At 59.7% G+C, this 16,760-nt stretch carries 16 protein-coding genes; 10 read left to right on the top strand and 6 right to left on the bottom strand.

Going from position 1 to position 16,760, the window contains the following annotated elements; genetic code table 11:
• Positions 1–270: 270 nt before the first annotated feature.
• On the bottom strand, positions 271–1,179 hold the full coding sequence (locus ACM6IV_RS13600) for a LysR substrate-binding domain-containing protein (RefSeq protein ID WP_414870395.1): 909 nt from the start codon (positions 1,177–1,179) through the stop codon (positions 271–273).
• Between the two features lie 180 nt (positions 1,180–1,359).
• Between ACM6IV_RS13600 and aspA the strand changes: the two genes are divergently transcribed.
• From aspA to ACM6IV_RS13585, 3 genes are all read left to right on the top strand, one after another.
• Positions 1,360–2,784 carry an aspartate ammonia-lyase gene (gene aspA / locus ACM6IV_RS13595; protein ID WP_194935750.1) on the top strand — a complete coding sequence of 475 codons (1,425 nt, stop codon included), beginning with the start codon at positions 1,360–1,362 and terminating at the stop codon, positions 2,782–2,784.
• A gap of 533 nt (positions 2,785–3,317) precedes the next feature.
• Entirely contained in the window at positions 3,318–4,760 is a 1,443-nt protein-coding gene (locus ACM6IV_RS13590; RefSeq protein ID WP_414870394.1) for an alanine/glycine:cation symporter family protein, read from the top strand.
• A gap of 170 nt (positions 4,761–4,930) precedes the next feature.
• The gene (locus ACM6IV_RS13585; RefSeq protein WP_414870393.1) at positions 4,931–5,947 is read left to right on the top strand and encodes an asparaginase; all 1,017 of its coding nucleotides are present in this window, start codon (positions 4,931–4,933) and stop codon (positions 5,945–5,947) included.
• A 72-nt stretch (positions 5,948–6,019) separates the two neighbouring features.
• On the opposite strand, the gene ACM6IV_RS13580 is transcribed toward ACM6IV_RS13585, so the two are convergent.
• Positions 6,020–6,403, bottom strand: a complete 384-nt coding sequence (locus tag ACM6IV_RS13580) for a hypothetical protein (protein ID WP_414870392.1) — start codon at positions 6,401–6,403, stop codon at positions 6,020–6,022.
• Positions 6,404–6,710: 307 nt separating this feature from the next.
• Between ACM6IV_RS13580 and ACM6IV_RS13575 the strand changes: the two genes are divergently transcribed.
• Together ACM6IV_RS13575 and ACM6IV_RS13570 are read left to right on the top strand one after the other, a co-directional pair.
• The gene (locus ACM6IV_RS13575; protein ID WP_414870391.1) at positions 6,711–7,703 is read left to right on the top strand and encodes an AraC family transcriptional regulator; all 993 of its coding nucleotides are present in this window, start codon (positions 6,711–6,713) and stop codon (positions 7,701–7,703) included.
• Between the two features lie 141 nt (positions 7,704–7,844).
• Positions 7,845–8,870 (top strand): histone deacetylase family protein, encoded by a 1,026-nt coding sequence (locus ACM6IV_RS13570; protein WP_414870390.1) that lies wholly within the window; start codon positions 7,845–7,847, stop codon positions 8,868–8,870.
• 59 nt (positions 8,871–8,929) lie between these two features.
• On the opposite strand, the gene ACM6IV_RS13565 is transcribed toward ACM6IV_RS13570, so the two are convergent.
• Positions 8,930–10,480: a PLP-dependent aminotransferase family protein gene (locus ACM6IV_RS13565; RefSeq protein ID WP_414870389.1), complete on the bottom strand. Its 1,551-nt coding sequence runs from the start codon at positions 10,478–10,480 to the stop codon at positions 8,930–8,932.
• A gap of 92 nt (positions 10,481–10,572) precedes the next feature.
• Between ACM6IV_RS13565 and ACM6IV_RS13560 the strand changes: the two genes are divergently transcribed.
• The 3 genes from ACM6IV_RS13560 to ACM6IV_RS13550 are packed head-to-tail and all read left to right on the top strand — an operon-like array spanning position 10,573 to position 12,337.
• Complete coding sequence (locus tag ACM6IV_RS13560; RefSeq protein WP_414870388.1) at positions 10,573–11,196, top strand: FMN-binding negative transcriptional regulator; 624 nt, start codon at positions 10,573–10,575, stop codon at positions 11,194–11,196.
• A gap of 10 nt (positions 11,197–11,206) precedes the next feature.
• The gene (locus tag ACM6IV_RS13555; protein ID WP_414870387.1) at positions 11,207–11,653 is read left to right on the top strand and encodes a GNAT family N-acetyltransferase; all 447 of its coding nucleotides are present in this window, start codon (positions 11,207–11,209) and stop codon (positions 11,651–11,653) included.
• A 12-nt stretch (positions 11,654–11,665) separates the two neighbouring features.
• On the top strand, positions 11,666–12,337 hold the full coding sequence (locus ACM6IV_RS13550) for a GNAT family N-acetyltransferase (protein ID WP_414870386.1): 672 nt from the start codon (positions 11,666–11,668) through the stop codon (positions 12,335–12,337).
• 63 nt (positions 12,338–12,400) lie between these two features.
• Here ACM6IV_RS13550 and ACM6IV_RS13545 read toward each other — a convergent pair whose 3' ends face one another.
• Positions 12,401–13,300, bottom strand: coding sequence for a homocysteine S-methyltransferase family protein (locus ACM6IV_RS13545; protein WP_414870385.1), 900 nt, complete (start codon positions 13,298–13,300; stop codon positions 12,401–12,403).
• Positions 13,301–13,413: 113 nt separating this feature from the next.
• On the opposite strand from ACM6IV_RS13545, the gene ACM6IV_RS13540 reads away from it, so the two are divergent.
• Both ACM6IV_RS13540 and ACM6IV_RS13535 read left to right on the top strand, forming a co-directional pair.
• Positions 13,414–14,235, top strand: a complete 822-nt coding sequence (locus ACM6IV_RS13540; protein ID WP_414870384.1) for an ABC transporter substrate-binding protein — start codon at positions 13,414–13,416, stop codon at positions 14,233–14,235.
• Entirely contained in the window at positions 14,232–15,068 is an 837-nt protein-coding gene (locus tag ACM6IV_RS13535; RefSeq protein WP_414870383.1) for an amino acid ABC transporter permease, read from the top strand. The genes ACM6IV_RS13540 and ACM6IV_RS13535 overlap by 4 nt, the downstream gene beginning before the upstream one ends.
• Positions 15,069–15,100: 32 nt before the next feature.
• Here the strand turns inward: ACM6IV_RS13535 and ACM6IV_RS13530 are convergent, their stop codons facing one another.
• Positions 15,101–15,379, bottom strand: coding sequence for a helix-turn-helix domain-containing protein (locus ACM6IV_RS13530; protein WP_414870382.1), 279 nt, complete (start codon positions 15,377–15,379; stop codon positions 15,101–15,103).
• Entirely contained in the window at positions 15,376–16,728 is a 1,353-nt protein-coding gene (locus ACM6IV_RS13525) for a type II toxin-antitoxin system HipA family toxin (RefSeq protein ID WP_414870381.1), read from the bottom strand. The genes ACM6IV_RS13530 and ACM6IV_RS13525 overlap by 4 nt, the downstream gene beginning before the upstream one ends.
• Between the last annotated feature and the right edge of the window lie 32 nt (positions 16,729–16,760).

The raw sequence follows: 16,760 nt of genomic DNA, 5'->3' as shown, positions 1-16,760 counted from the left end.
TGCGTGGCTTGATTGTACGAAAAATGGCCGGACGTGCCGGCCGAAGGCCGCGCAGTATACCGCAAAGAAAGCAATAAACAGCCCCCCGCACGACCATCTGTCATCTGCTGCAAATGCCCGGTTTTATTGACCTGAAGGTCAGCGACAGAACACCGCAAATCCCTTGTGGGAGCGAGCTTGCTCGCGAAGAGGGAGTGTCAGGCAACATTGATGTTGTCTGGCACACCGCTTTCGCGAGCAAGCTCGCTCCCACAGGGGCTGCGGGTGGGTTCAAGAGTTTTGGGCAGCGCCGCCTTCGAGCTTGCGCCACAGCAATCGCACGTTGGCCTTGCGCACCAGCGCACAGCGATAGAGGCGAATCTCCAGCGGCACATGCCACTGTGGGCCGCCGCACACCACCAGCTCGCCACGGGCCAGTTCCGCGCGCACGCTCAGTTGCGGCACCCAGGCAATGCCCAGCCCTTCCAGCGCCATACTCTTCAGGCTGTCCGCCATGGCGGTTTCGTAAATGGTGGTAAAGCGCAACTGACGCTGGCGCAGCAAACCATTCACCGAACGCCCGAGAAACGCCCCGGCGCTGTAAGCCAGCAACGGCACGCTCGCATCACCTTCCAGATCGAACATCGGCTTGCCCTCGGCATCCGCCGCACACACCGGGAGCATTTCCGTCTGGCCCAAATGCAGCGAGGGAAAGATCTCCGGATCCATCTGCATCGCCGCATCCGGGTCGTAGAACGCCAGCATCAGATCGCAGCCACCTTCACGCAATGCATGCACCGCATCGCCAACGTTGGTCGCGACCAACCGCGTGGCGATGTTCAACCCTTCATTTCGCAGCTGCGCAATCCAGCGCGGGAAGAAGCCCAGCGCCAGCGAGTGAGCAGCCGCGACTTGCATCACTTCGCCCTGCCCGCCTTCCAGATGATGCAAATGGCGCAACACTTCCCCGAGTTGTTCAACCACGGTGCGTGCGGTCACCAGAAACAACTGCCCCGCCGCCGTCAGTTCGATCGGCGTGCGCGAGCGATTGACCAGGGTCAGTCCCAATGCAGCCTCCAGGCTGCGGATCCGTCGGCTGAAGGCCGGCTGGGTCACGAAGCGCCGTTCAGCCGCCTGCGAGAAGCTGCGGGTGGCGGCCAGAGCACTGAAGTCCTCGAGCCATTTGCTTTCCAGATTCATCACGTCCTCCCGGACACGCACCAAAACAGGTCACACGTCTGCCGCGTACGCGGCGTCACACGGGCATTATGCCGAATGTGCATAGGGCAGCGCTGAACAGCATTGGCCCAAAATTTCCCACAAGCCTAGCATTCGCAGCGTTCCGGCACAGACCGGGTCCATATCGAGATGATTTCTATCATGTCCTCCGCTGCATCTTTCCGCACAGAAAACGACCTGCTTGGCGCCCTCGAAGTACCGGCTCAAGCGTATTACGGCATCCAGACCCTGCGAGCGGTGAACAACTTCCGTCTCTCCGGCGTTCCGATTTCGCATTACCCGAAACTGGTTGTCGGTCTGGCAATGGTCAAACAGGCCGCTGCTGACGCCAACCGCGAGTTGGGTCACCTGAGCGAAGCCAAGCACGCTGCCATCAGCGAAGCCTGTGCCCGATTGATCCGCGGTGATTTCCACGAAGAGTTCGTGGTCGACATGATTCAAGGTGGCGCCGGTACTTCCACCAACATGAACGCCAACGAGGTGATCGCCAACATTGCTCTGGAAGCCATGGGTCACCAGAAAGGCGAGTACCAGTACCTGCACCCGAACGACGACGTCAACATGGCGCAGTCGACCAACGACGCCTATCCGACGGCGATCCGCCTGGGTCTGCTGCTGGGTCACGACACCCTGCTGGCCAGCCTCGACAGCCTGATTCAGGCGTTCGCGGCCAAGGGCAAAGAGTTCGATCACGTCCTGAAGATGGGCCGCACCCAGCTGCAAGACGCCGTGCCGATGACCCTCGGCCAGGAATTCCGTGCCTTCGCCACCACCATGGGCGAAGACCTGGCCCGTCTGAAGACGCTGGCCCCGGAACTGCTGACTGAAGTGAACCTGGGCGGCACCGCGATCGGTACCGGCATCAACGCCGACCCGCGTTATCAAGCGCTGGCGGTACAGCGTCTGGCATTGATCAGCGGTCAACCGGTAGTGCCGGCGGCCGACCTGATCGAAGCGACTTCCGACATGGGCGCCTTCGTGCTGTTCTCCGGCATGCTCAAGCGCACCGCGGTCAAGCTGTCGAAGATCTGCAACGACCTGCGCCTGCTGTCCAGCGGCCCACGCACCGGCATCAACGAAATCAACCTGCCGGCACGTCAGCCAGGCAGCTCGATCATGCCCGGCAAGGTCAACCCGGTCATCCCGGAAGCCGTGAACCAGGTGGCCTTCCAGGTCATTGGTAACGATCTGGCGCTGACCATGGCAGCCGAAGGCGGCCAACTGCAGCTGAACGTGATGGAGCCGTTGATCGCCTTCAAGATCTTCGACTCGATCCGCCTGCTGCAACGCGCCATGGACATGCTGCGCGAGCACTGCATCGTCGGCATCACCGCCAACGAAGCGCGCTGCCGCGAACTGGTCGAACACTCGATCGGTCTGGTCACCGCACTGAACCCGTACATCGGCTACAAAAACGCCACCCGCATCGCCGGTCTTGCTCTTGAAAGCGGCCGCGGCGTGCTGGAACTGGTGCGCGAAGAAGGTCTGCTCGACGAAGCCATGCTCGCCGACATCCTGCGCCCGGAAAACATGATTGCTCCGCGTCTGGTTCCGCTTAAAGCCTGAACCGACGCGTTACGTGTAGCACCGCTCACCAGGTCGAGGGACTAGACACCTCTCACCTTTTGAGGGCTTGGGGATTTAGTCCCCGAGCCCTTTTTTTTAACTTTCTGCCCTGAGACCCGTATGTCTGGGGACTGCTTCAGGTGGGAGCGGGCTTGCTCGCGAAAGCGTCGTTTCAGTCGACATCAACGGAACCTGACACAGCGCATTCGCGAGCAAGCCCGCTCCCACACAAGAGCAGCCCCCACACAAGCCCGGCGCCGGTAACGCCGGGTGTTTCAAAGCCTCGTTTCGTCGCTTGCACCACGACTGTGCAGACGGGCGCGCCACTGATCGGTATAGTGCCGCCCCTCTTCGCATGAGCGGTCGTCGGTAACGAGGCCATAACCCATGCGAAACCCGAACTAATAACAAACCCGCGAAATGGATCCGGGACGAAACCATCGCCTCACCTGTCGTGCCGCGCGCGCACCGGTGTAACACGATATTTCTACCATCCAGCATTTGCTCACACAAAAAACAGCGAGGAAAAATCCATGCTCGAAGTCATCAACGACTTCCTCTCAGGGAAAGTACTGATCGTGCTCATTGTCGGGCTCGGTAGCTACTTCACGATTCGCTCGCGTTTCGTTCAATTGCGCCACTTCTTGCACATGTTCGCGGTGTTCCGCGACAGCCTGAAAAGCAGCGGCGGGCAACTCAGCTCGTTCCAGGCCCTGATGCTCAGCCTCGCCGGCCGCGTCGGTGCAGGCAACATCGCCGGTGTCGGCATCGCCGTGACCCTCGGTGGGCCGGGTGCGGTGTTCTGGATGTGGGTGACCGCACTGGTCGGCATGTCCAGCAGCTTCTTCGAATGCACCCTGGCTCAGGTCTACAAGCGCGCCGATGGTGACGGCCTGTACCGTGGCGGCCCGGCCTACTACATCCAGCACGGCCTGAAACTGAAAGGCATGGCGGTGGTGTTCTCGATCCTGCTGCTGGTCACCTACGGCTTCGCCTTCATCGGCCTGCAGTCCTACACCGTGACCCACTCGCTGCAGAACGCCTTTGATTTCGATCCGAGCCACACCGGTATCGTCCTCGCGGTGCTGCTGGCCATCACCTTCATCGGCGGCATCAAGCGCATCGCCGCAGTGTCCGACCTGCTGGTACCGGTCAAGACCCTGGCCTATATCGGCGTGACCCTGTACGTGATCGGCACGCAGATCGAACACGTGCCAGCCATGCTGGAAACCATCTTCAAGAGCGCCTTCGGCCTCGACCCGGCCTTCGGCGGCCTGCTCGGCAGCGCCATCGTCATGGGCGTCAAGCGTGGTGTGTTCGCCAACGAAGCGGGCCTGGGCAGTGCGCCGAACGTCGCCGCCGTGGCCTCGGTGAAACACCCGGGCGCTCAGGGCGTGGTTCAGGCCTTCAGCGTGTTCCTCGACACCTTCGTGATCTGCACCTGCACCGCGCTGCTGATCCTGTTGTCGGGCTTCTACACTCCGGGCTTCGAAGGTGACGGCATCGTCCTGACGCAGAACTCGCTGGCCGCCGTGGTCGGTGACTGGGGTCGTATATTCGTCAGCGTCGCGCTGTCGCTGTTCGTCTTCACCTGCATCCTTTACAACTACTACCTGGGCGAGAACAGCCTGCAGTTCCTCAGCCGCAACCGCGCCCTGCTGATGGTTTTCCGCGGTCTGGTACTGGCGCTGGTGGTATGGGGTTCGATGCAGGATCTTTCGACCGTGTTCGCCTTCGCCGACATCACCATGACCTGCCTGGCCTTCGTCAACCTGATGGCCCTGGCGATGCTGTTCAAGGTCGGCATGCGCGTGATGCGCGACTACGACGAGCAGCGCCGCGCGGGCGTCAAGCAACCCGTGTTCGACTCCAGCAAATTTGCCGATCTGGATCTGGACCTGAATGCCTGGCCGGCCAACCCGCCAGCCGGCAAGACCGAAGCCGAGCCGCAAGGCGTGCCTGCAGCGCAACGCTGACAGGTGAATGACGGGCGCATCCCCTGCGCCCGTCAGTTATTGTGATGCAATAACTTGCAGGAGTGAGTCTGCTCGCGATAGCGGTTCTTCATTCAACATTTATGTTGGCTGACAAACCGCTATCGCGAGCAGGCTCACTCCTACAATGTCATCTCTTGTGGAGACCTCAGATGATTGCCAATTCCTACCCCGCCGCCCAACACGTCATGGTGCTCTACACCGGTGGCACCATCGGTATGCAGGCCAGCGCCAACGGTCTGGCCCCGGCCTCCGGTTTCGAAACGCGGATGCGCGACTACCTGCACAGTCAGCCTGAACTCGTTGTGCCGCAGTGGCGCTTTCGCGAGATGTCGCCACTGATCGACAGCGCCAACATGACCCCCGCCTATTGGCAGCAACTGCGCGAAGCAGTGGTCGATGCCGTCGATGTGCAAGGCTGCGACAGCGTGTTGATCCTGCATGGCACCGACACGCTGGCCTACAGTGCGGCGGCGATGAGCTTCCAGCTGCTGGGACTGAATGCCCGCGTGTGCTTTACCGGCTCGATGTTGCCCGCAGGTGTGATTGACAGCGATGCCTGGGAAAACCTCAGCGGCGCACTGGTTGCCCTCGGCCAAGGCCTGGCGCCGGGCGTGCATCTGTACTTCCACGGCGAACTGCTGGCGCCGACCCGTTGCGCGAAAGTGCGCAGCTTCGGCCGTCATCCGTTCAAGCGTCTGGAGCGTCAGGGCGGCGGTGTCAAAGCGCCTTCGATCCCAGCATCGTTGAACTACAACCAGCCGAAGCAACTGGCCAAGGTGGCGGTGTTGCCACTGTTCCCCGGCATCAGCGCGGAAGTCCTCGACGGACTGCTCGACAGCGGCATCCAGGGTCTGGTACTGGAGTGCTACGGCAGCGGCACCGGGCCGAGCGACAACCCTGAGTTTCTGGCAAGCCTTGACCGGGCACGGGATAACGGCGTGGTAGTAGTTGCCGTAACGCAATGCCATGAAGGTGGAGTCGAGCTGGACGTTTACGAGGCCGGCAGCCGGCTGCGTGGCGTTGGCGTGTTGTCCGGTGGCGGCATGACCCGCGAGGCGGCGTTCGGCAAGTTGCACGGTCTGCTCGGTGCAGGCGTTGAAACAGCTGAAGTCCGCCGACTGATTGAACTCGACCTCTGCGGCGAGCTGATCAACCCTGAGAATTAAACCAGCATCGTCGTGGATTGAAATGACGAGCCGCTCTCATTGAACCTCAAAGACAGCGGCTCGCAATAACTATCAATCTTCCCATACTTCAAAGATACCGCTCACTGCTTTAGGGATATCGGGCGGAACACTCGCACTGAATTGCGCCGTAAAATTCCCAAAATATCTACCACTGACAGAATCTTTCTTAATGTCCAACACCCTGCCGTCAGTATCCCAAGGAATTGAAGCACCTTCAACATTATAGGAAACAAGCAGATAACCATCGATATTACTCACTGACACGTAATCTCCCTCCCGCTTGCCAAAGGCTGCACTAATACCATTACTCTCTTCAATAAAGAAGAAAGCGGCAAACTCTTTAGCGGCCCCATCAACCTCCGCTTTCATCGTGCCGTTTATGGTTTTTTTCGAGCGACCAGACTTAAAATTTATTTCCGTTTCTTTAGCACTCATAATTGTATTCCCTTACTCCAGAATTCAGATAGTTATACTAAAAAGCAAAACTTTATTGACCGACAAACATTAAAACGCAAGGAACTTACAAACGAAAACAACCCTACGATATACCTACACCTTGCACACCTTACAACTGTCAACATTGACAGTTGCCGACAACTGATTATCTGCTTAATCTCACGAGACAAATCCAATATATTTAATTATCCCCGTGAAACAGTAAGATCCTTCTGCTCCCTGAGCAGACTGCTGCCCGGCATGCACCTTGCTAACCTTCAATCAGGCCCCTGACCTGGAAGCACCCATGCTCCACTCCCACCTCACCACCCTCAACGCCGTCTCTCTGATCCTCAACACCTTCAACGCCGAAGGCTTGTCGAGCGAGGCGTTGCTGGCCGGCAGCGGCATCACGGCGGCGGATCTGCAGCGCGCCGACACGCGCATCACCACCAATCAGGAGATGCAGGTCTGCGCCAACGCGGTAGCGCTCAAACACGATATCGGTCTGGAATTGGGCCGGCGCATGCACGTTTCCTGCTACGGCATCCTTGGTTACGCCCTGCTCACCTGTGCCACCTTCGGTGACGCTTTGCGTCTGGCGATCCGTTATCCGGCGCTGTTGGGAACACTTTTCGAACTGGGCCTGGAAGACGATGGCGAGCGTATCTGGTTCGTCGCTGCCGACTATCGTGAGAGTGCGGCGATGGCGGTGTTCAACGCCGAATTCTGCCTGGTGTCGCTGAAAGTCATTTGTGATGACCTGCTCGGGCATCCGCTGCCCTTGCTCGCGACCCGATTCGAACACGATGCCCCGGACTATCGCGACAGTTATGCCGAGCACTTCGACAGCCCGCTGCATTTCGCCGCCAAGGACAATGCCTTCGCCTTTGATCGCCACTGGCTCGATCAACCGCTGCCGCTGGCCGATGCCATCACTCATCAAGCCATGGCCGAACGCTGCCGCAAGCAAAACCTGGAGTTCACCGGGCGTCAGGCGTGGCTGGGGCGAATCCGTCAGTTGCTCAGTGCACAGTTGAATGCGGCGCCTGGGCTGGAGGGATTGGCCCAGCAAATGAAATGCTCGCCGCGCACCCTGCGCCGGCATCTCAAGGACATGGGCAGCAGCTATCAGGAGCTGCTCGACGAATTGCGCTTCGAGCGGGCCAAGCAGATGTTGTGTGAGGATCAGTTGCCGATCTATCGCATTGCCGAAACGCTCGGGTTCAGTGAGACAGCCAGTTTCCGCCATGCGTTTGTGCGCTGGAGCGGCGTGGCACCGAGTCAGTTCAGGGCCTGAAGATCAACAGACCTAAAAGGGGCGAATTGCGGTCAGTGTTTTTGGCCATATCCATCCCCTTTTGGCCTTTCCTGCCGTTTTCCGATTCGCCGCGGGCCGCAACACTGAGGGCAACCGAATCAGCCCTGCGGAGAACAACAAATGCTGACGATCTACTCGGACGATCATCACCTGCACCATGGCCGTTGCGAACTCATCGATGGCCAGCTCAAACCGTGCTTCGAGATGCCGTCGCGTGCCGACCACGTTCTGCAGCGCGTTAAACACCGAAACCTCGGCGCGGTCGAAGCGCCGAAGGATTTCGGTCTGGAGCCGATCGCCCGCATCCACAGCCGCGAGTACCTCGACTTCTTCAAAGGCGCGTGGGCGCGCTGGACGGAATTCAACACCGACGGCGATCTGCTGCCCTACACCTGGCCGGCGCGCACGCTACGTGCAATCAAACCGACCAGCCTGCACGGTCAGCTCGGCTATTACAGCTTCGATGGCGGCGCACCGATCACCGCCGGCACCTGGCAAGCAGCGTATAGCGCAGCGCAAGTGGCCTTGACCGCGCAAGCCGAAATTCAGCGCGGCGCACGCAGTGCCTTCGCCCTGTGCCGTCCGCCGGGACACCACGCCGCCAGCGATTTGATGGGCGGCTATTGCTACCTCAACAATGCCGCCATCGCTGCGCAGGCCTTCCTTGATCAGGGCCACAAAAAGGTTGCGATCCTCGACGTCGACTACCACCACGGCAACGGCACGCAGTCGATTTTCTACGAGCGCAGCGACGTGCTGTTCACCTCGATCCACGGTCACCCGGAAGCGGAGTTTCCGTTCTTCCTTGGTTACGAGGATGAGCGTGGCGAAGGCGCCGGTGAAGGTTTCAACTTCAATTACCCGCTGCCCGCCGGCTCCGGTTGGGACGTCTGGAGTGCAGCGCTGGATCAGGCCTGCGACGAGATCAATCGCTACGGCGCCGACGTCATTGTCGTGTCGCTCGGCGTCGACACCTTCAAGGATGACCCGATCTCGCAGTTCAAACTCGACAGCCCGGATTACCTGGCGATGGGCAAACGCATCGCCGCCCTTGGCAAACCGACGCTGTTCGTCATGGAGGGCGGCTATGCCGTAGAAGAAATCGGCATCAACGCAGTGAACGTGCTGGAGGGCTTCGAACAATAATCCAGCTCACGTTGCAACCGTAAAAGCCAGACCCGCCCAGGCTGCGCAGGCGCTGTTGCTCAAGCCTGCCAAGCCTGCTGCAAGCGCTTCAGTGCCGCTGTAATGCCCGGTTCAGGTACGGCTGCAAAGCCCAGTACCAGTCCGGCGCGCTGATCCAGCGGCGTCGTGGAGTCCGGCAGCCAGTAGCTGCTCAAGCCGTTGATCTCCACATCCGCGCCAGCGGCTTGCGCAATCAACTGCTGCTCACGCTCGATGCTGTCCACGGCGACGGCCAGGTGCAGCCCGGCGGAGACGGCGGGCAAATCGCCTACCCCGTCGATGGCGGTTGGCCAACCGTCGAGCAAGGTATTGCGGCGGCTCAGGGCCGCGCGGCGCATGCGCCGGATATGCCGCTGGAAATGCCCGGCCGCCATGAATTCGGCCATCACCGCTTGGGTACTCACCTCGGAATGGCGGACATCCACCGCCCGGCGCTGCGAGAAAGCATCGACCAGCGCCGGCGGCAGCACCAGATAACCGAGGCGCAACGCCGGAAAGGCAACCTTGCCGAACGTGCCGACATACAGCACCCGCCCCTGCCGATCGAGTGCCGCCAACGGCGCCAGTGGTGCACCGGTGTAGCGGTACTCGCCATCGTAGTCGTCCTCGACAATCCAGCCTTGGCTGCGCTCGGCCCAGGCGAGCAGTTCGAGGCGCCGGGCAAGGCTCATCACCACGCCGGTCGGGTACTGATGAGAAGGCGTCACATACGCCACCCGACAGTCCCCGAAGGCCGACAAGGCCGAGCAGTCCATGCCCTCTTCGTCCACGGCAATACCGTGCAAACGAGCGCCCGCCACCGCAAACGCATGACCGGCCGCGCGGTAGCCCGGATTCTCGATGGCCACACCATCGTCCGGCTCCACCAGCAACTGTGCACAAAGGCTGATGCCTTGCTGTGCGCCGCTGGTGATCACTATTTGTTCAGGCGAGCACTGCATGCCGCGCGAACTGCGCAGATAGGCGGCGATCATGGCGCGCAAACGCGCATCGCCGGACGGATCGCCGTAGCACAGTTGCTCCAGATCCGGCTTACGCCAGAAAGCCGCATTCAGCTTGGCCCACACCTCAAAAGGGAACAGATCGAATGCCGGCACCCCGACCCGAAATGCTCGCGGCGGACCACTGGGCGGCCTCGGTAAATGATTGTTTTCGATGCGCGAAAAACCGCCACTGTGGATAACTTTACTGGATGGAACCACAGGCAAATCCAGCCAATTTGTGGATAAGGCTGTGGGTAAGCCTGTTGAAAACCCTGTGGATAGTTTTGTGGATAATTTCTTCGGCGAAGCCACCGGCATCACCTGTGCGACATAAGTCCCGTCACCGACTCGCCCCTCGATGAAGCCTTCGGCGTAGAGCTGATCGTAGGCGCGCACCACACTGTTACGCGAAATCCCCAGCGCCGCCGCCAGATCGCGAGTGGCCGGCAAGCGCGTGCCGCTTGCCAGCCGTCCATCCAGCACCCGCAGGCGCAAAGCCTGATACAACTGGCGGCTCAAGCCCTGACGGCGATCAAGCTCGATACCCGCAGGGTTGAAGGGCATGGATAACGGCGGTGAGTCGGTCATGGCAATGGACCTATGAAATTGCTCATCAATGGCTCTTACAACAGACCAATAGCCTGCCTAGGATGCTGGCATTCGCCAAGGAAAATCTGCCCATGTACACGCCACGCGCCTTTGCCATCGAAGAGTTGTCCCAACTGCACGAACTGATCCTCGCCACCCGCCTCGCCATTCTGGTGACCCACGGCGAAAACGGTTTGCAGGCCAGCCATGTGCCGGTGCTGCTGCATTGCGAACAAGGCGAGTACGGCACGTTGTACGGACACCTGGCTCGCGCCAATCCACAGTGGAAAGACCTGCGCGACGGCGCCGAAGCCATGCTGATCTTCGCCGGTGCCGATGCCTACGTCAGCCCTGGCTTTTACCCGAGCAAGGCCGAGCACGGCAAAGTCGTGCCGACCTGGAACTACATCGCCGTGCACGCCTATGGCCACGCCGAAACCTTCAGCGACGGCGGGCGCCTGCTCGACATCGTCAGCACCCTCACCGACCGTCATGAAGCCGGCCGCGCGCAACCGTGGTCGGTTGCCGACGCACCGGCCGATTACATCGACGGCATGCTCAAAGCGATTGTCGGCTTTGCCATTCCCATTGATCGTCTCGAAGGCAAGCGCAAACTCAGCCAGAACCGCAGCGCCGAAGACATTGCCGGCGTGCGCGAAGGTCTGGCCGCCAGCCCGGACATCAATGATCAAACCCTCGCCCGCTTGGTGCGCTAAGGAAATCCCCATGAGTCAAATCGACATTCGCCCGGTCAGCGCCGACGACCACGCTGCGTGGCTGCCGCTGTGGCAGGCCTACCTGCGTTTCTACAATACCGAACTGCCAGACGCTGTAACCGACAGCACCTGGCAGCGCTTTCTCGACCCGAGCGAACCGACCCACGCGGCATTGGCGTGGGCCGATGGCAAAGCGGTGGGCATGGTGCATTACATCTATCATCGTTCGAACTGGAGCATCGAAAACTCCTGCTACCTGCAGGACTTGCTGGTGGTGCCGGAGACTCGTGGCAGCGGCGTCGGCCGTCTGCTGATCGAACACGTCTACGCTACCGCCAAGGCTGATGGCTGCTGCAAAGTCCATTGGTTGACCCATGAAACCAACGCCACTGCGATCCAGCTCTACGAGCGCATCGCCGAACGCCCGGGCTTCATCCAGTTTCGCAAAGCCCTTTAAGGAGACGCACGCATGACCGCTTCACTTGCTGACTGGAAAGGCGTCCCCGCCCCCACTGCCACCCTGCTCGAAGGCCGCTTCATTCGCCTGGAACGACTCGACCCGGCGCGCCACGGCGACCAGCTGTTCGCCGCCCTCGAAGGTCCTGGTGCCGACCCGAAACTCTGGGATTATTTGCCCTACGGGCCGTTTCCGGAGCGCCATGCGTTCAACGCCTGGCTGAACAACCACGCGGCCGCCAGCGACCCGTATTTCTTCAGCGTCGTTGATCGCGCCAGCGGTCAGGTGCAAGGCATCCTCAGCCTGATGTCGATCGTTCCAGCCCAGGGCCGTATCGAAATCGGCCACGTCACCTTCGGTGCGCCGATGCAGCGCTCGCCGAGAAGCACCGAAGCGGTGTACCTGTTGGCCAAATATTCCTTTGACCTTGGCTACCGCCGCCTCGAATGGAAATGCAACAACGGCAACGCCCGCTCCAAATACGCCGCCGAGCGTCTGGGTTTCAGCTTCGAAGGCGTGTTCCGTCAGCACATGGTGGTCAAGGGCCAGAACCGTGACACCGCGTGGTACTCGATACTGGATGGCGAGTGGCCGGCGATTGCGGCAGGTTTCGTGCGGTGGCTGTCCGATGAAAATCAGACGCCCGACGGGCAGGTGAAAGGCTTGGTTGAATGCCGTAGGTAAATCGTCGAAGCAAAAGATCGTCCGAAGGCCCGGGCCGCGTTCGGACAATCTTTTGCTCTGCTGTCAGCCCAGCTTTTGCGCCAGCACCGCAATGTGTTCCGGCCCGATCCCGCAGCAACCGCCCAAATGGCTGGCGCCCCGCTGCTGCCAGTCAATCGCCCAGTGCAGATAACCCGGCGGATCAAGATCCTCGCGCAATGGATCAAGGCCGTCATTGGCGGTGGCTTCTTTTGGCTGCGGTGGAAACGCATTGGCGTAGGCACCGATGTGAATTTTCACGCCCAGACGCTCGAAGGTGTTACGCGCGGCATCAATCGCGGCGCCGATCACTTCCGGCTGACTGCAATTGAACAACAACGCTTCGACGCCCAACTCAGCGGCTACTGCAGCGGCTTCGGCAACAGGCTCACCGGAGCGCAAGCGTGGCACTTCATCAGTGTCTTCATCCTTTAAGGTGAACGACAACCAGAAGGGTTTACCATCCTTCGGCAACCCCGCGTGAATGGCGCGCGCCTCGACGATCGAACTCTGGGTTTCCGCCAGCCACAGATCAACGTGCGGTGCCAGGCCATTGACCAAGGGCGCCAGCAACTCGGTCACTCGGGCGGCTTCGAACAGATCCGGACGATAGGAGCCGAACAGCGGCGGCAATGAGCCGGCCACACGCACGGATTTCCCCGAGGCCTGCACCGCGCGCCGCGCCAGCTCACCAGCCAATCCTGCCAGCGCCTGCCCTTCAGCGGCGAAGCGCGCTTCGCCAATATGGAATGGCACCACGGCGTAACTGTTGGTGGTAATCACGTTGGCGCCACTGGCGATATAAGCGGCGTGTACCGCCTCGACCGCTTGCGGCGCCTCGCTCAACGCCAGCGCCGACCACTCCGGCTGACGAAATGGCGCACCGGCGCGCTGCAACTCACGGCCCATGCCGCCATCGAGAATAATCGTGCTTGCTGCGCCCATATGCTTTTCACTCATATGCTTATGAAAATAACTCACTATCAGAGTCGTTCTTATAACTATTTAATACGCACCATCCGGTTAATAACAACCTCTTTTTTTCTCAGGGATCGACTGTGAAATTTCAACCACTACTGGCCCTGAGCCTGACCATTCTGGCCGCCTCCACGCAAGCCTTGGGTGGCACTACGCTGGACCGCATCGAGCAAAAGAAGGAACTGGTCGGCGTGCTGATGGAAAGCTATCCACCGTTCTCGTTTCTCAATGAGCAGAACCAACTCGATGGCTTCGACGTGGATGTCGCCAAAGCCGTAGCCGATAAATTGGGCGTCAAGTTGCGCCTCGAAACGCCATCGTGGGACGTCATTGCCGCCGGCCGCTGGAGCGGACGCTACGATATCTGCATCTGCTCGATGACGCCGAGCAAGGCCCGCGCCGAAGTGTTCGATTTCCCGGTCGATTACTACGCTTCGCCGGCCGTGATCGTGGTCAACGCCAAGGATGAGCGGATCCACGACGCCAAGGATCTGAGTGGCAAAAAAGTCGGCCTCACCAGCGCGTCCAGTTACGAAAGCTATCTGAACAAGAACCTGGTGATCGAAGGCGCCGAAGACACGCAGTTGCAGTACCCGTTCGAGGATGTGCAGATCGCGCCGTACGACACCGACAACGTCGCCTTTCAGGATCTGGGGCTGGGCCCGGGCGTGCGCCTGGATGCAATCCTCACCAACCTCGTCACCGCACAGCCGCGTCTTGATCAAGACAAACGCTTCAAACTGGCCGGCGCGCCGCTGTATTCGGAGCCAAACTCGGTGGCCATCGAAAAGGGTGACGCGCAATGGGATGCCAAAGTGCGCGAGGTATTCGCGCAACTGAAACAGGACGGCACCCTGAGCAAGCTGTCGCAAAAATGGATCGGCGCTGACATCAGCCAATGACTTCTTTCCCGACACCTCCACAGCCACCGCAACCGGTGGCTGAATCACGCTTGCAACGACTGTTCGGTTTTCGCACGCGGCTGTACCTGACCTGGGCAGCGTTGTTCTGCCTGTTCGCCGGGTTCTTCCTGAGCTTCGATCTGAAGTTCTCGATCATCCTCGACAAACTGCCCAATCTGCTCGGCTTGCACTTGGCGCCCAATGGCTTCTTGCAGGGTGCGGCGCTGACGCTTTTCCTCTGTGTGTGTTCGATCGTCGCCTCGTCATTGCTGGGCTTCATCACGGCACTGGCACGCCTGTCGAAAAGCGCCGTGGCGTTCGGCATCGCCAGTTTTTACACCTCGTTCTTTCGCGGTACGCCACTGCTTATCCAGATCCTGCTGATTTACCTGGGCTTGCCGCAACTGGGCATCGTGCCTGGCGCCATCGTCGCAGGCATCATTGCCCTGTCGTTGAACTACGGCGCCTATCTCAGTGAAATCTTTCGCGCCGGCATCCTCGGCGTCGACCACGGCCAGCGCGAAGCTTCGCTGGCCTTGGGAATGCGCGAGACAGTGATTTTCTGGCGCATCACCTTGCCGCAAGCCATGCGCACGATCATCCCGCCCACCACCAACCAGTTCATCTCGATGCTCAAAGACTCGTCGCTGATTTCGGTGATGGGGGTCTGGGAAGTGATGTTTCTCGCCCAGTCCTATGGACGCTCAAGCTACCGCTACATCGAAATGCTGACGACGGCGGCGATCATTTATTGGTTGATGTCAATTGGGCTGGAGTTGATTCAGGCGCGGATGGAGCGGCATTACGGCAAGGCTTACGTGCGGCGTAGCTAGGGTGATCGACACCTTGCGGGCAGCGTCGGGTTTTAATTGATCTCTCGGCGAACCCGCACGACGCCCATTTTCAGACCAAACGGACGAAACACCGCATTCAACGATTTAAGTGTCTGATTGCCCTCGCCGTGTTCGATATGTACCAGTGTGCGCACCGATATTTTGCACATCTTGGCGAACTGGGTCTGATGCAGACCGGTCACTTCCACGCGCAAACGGCGAACGGCTTCACCGATCTCCAGCGTCCCTTGGGCCAGCGCCTCTTGAATGCTTTCGATGAGCACCGTGCGCTCGGCTACCGTCATGCTCATTGCAGGTCCCACTCTTTCAAGCGTTGCTCCAGATTTTTCAGATGAACGCCCGGGTGGTTCATTGTTCTGTCGGGCAAACCACTGGCCGTCAGTATGTCGGGCAGCGCCGCCAGACGTTGGACATCTTCGCGCAATCGTTCGAAAAGAGCTGACGCCTCACACAGCGTTGCCAATGGGTCATCCGGTTCAGCAATGTCCGCCAATGCGCAGCACACTCCACGCCAATCGACGTCTCCCGCTCTCTCCAGTTCTCTTGGCCATTTGGTCGTACGGGTCACGCCCTCGTCATCCATGACCATAGGCGCCAGGTCATAAATCGGCGCCAGGCGAAAGTTGTTTGCCTGACGAATGATCGCGGTGTTACGACCATGGTTATCCGAGTTACCAAGGATCTTGTTGATCAGGTCCCGGCGTAAGTAGTCCGTCACAAGAGCGGGTATCTGACTGGCCTGCCCTGCTTTGCGCCAGAGCCCGGCGAGCATGCGGATGACCTCCATATGGTTCATCGCACTTCCCGGCGTCGTCACTTGAGCCAACGAGTAAATCGATTCGACAGCCAAGCGGCTTACCTCGCCATCGCTCACCTTGCGATCAAAACGCTGCATCCACAAACTTGGTTTGTTCGCTTCTTCCAGTGCCACGCCTTCGCCCGCGACCGTTTCGATGCCGAGTTTCTGGAGTGCCTTGTAGTAATGGAATTCGCTTCGCAGGATGTCTTGATCGGTCAGACTCCCTTTACTCCTGGAAAACTTCACGAACCAGTGCTGCCGAACTTCTCCGTCGTTTAGTACCGCATCTGGGTATAAAAGACCGTCCTTGTTTTCGGCCAACAGCAGCTTCGGTGCTTCCCCCCCCGCGCCGGTAGCGCCACCAATCGCCGCGCCCAGTTCGTAGGCGTATTCAAGAAAGCGGTTGTCACGGTGGATGACATCTTCACGCTTGAATCCGATTGGCTTACGCTCATCGACCACCTCGGCCGACTCTTTTATGCGCATATTGCCGATGGGGGCTGGCGTGCTGCGACCGAGCAGATATAAATCAGCGCTGATGTTCGCCGGTTTTTCTTGACCTAGACGCGCAAGCAAAAAGCGTTTGGCTGCCCCTGCTGGGGCAATGTCGTGCACAAAGGCCGGCGTTTTGGAACGGCGACCGTCCCAATCCAATGGATACAATGCACTCACGGCCCTGGAAAACGGGGAGCCTATGGCTTCAATATTTTCAGCAAGGTAGGCCGTCTCGTAACCAAAACTACAGCGACTCTCGAAACCCTTTTCAGGATCGTCGAAGCTCAGAGTCATCGCGTCTTGCCATTTACCCGCCGTGAATATTTGTAAGGTCAGGTCGTACATGCTTTTCCACCTGCATTTAAATGCATTTCAAC

Origin of the sequence: Pseudomonas sp. IT-347P, assembly GCF_949768005.1 — a bacterium.
Lineage (GTDB): Bacteria > Pseudomonadota > Gammaproteobacteria > Pseudomonadales > Pseudomonadaceae > Aquipseudomonas.
The sequence above is the reverse complement of the archived record's forward strand: the minus strand, read 5'-3'. Positions and strand labels throughout refer to the sequence as shown.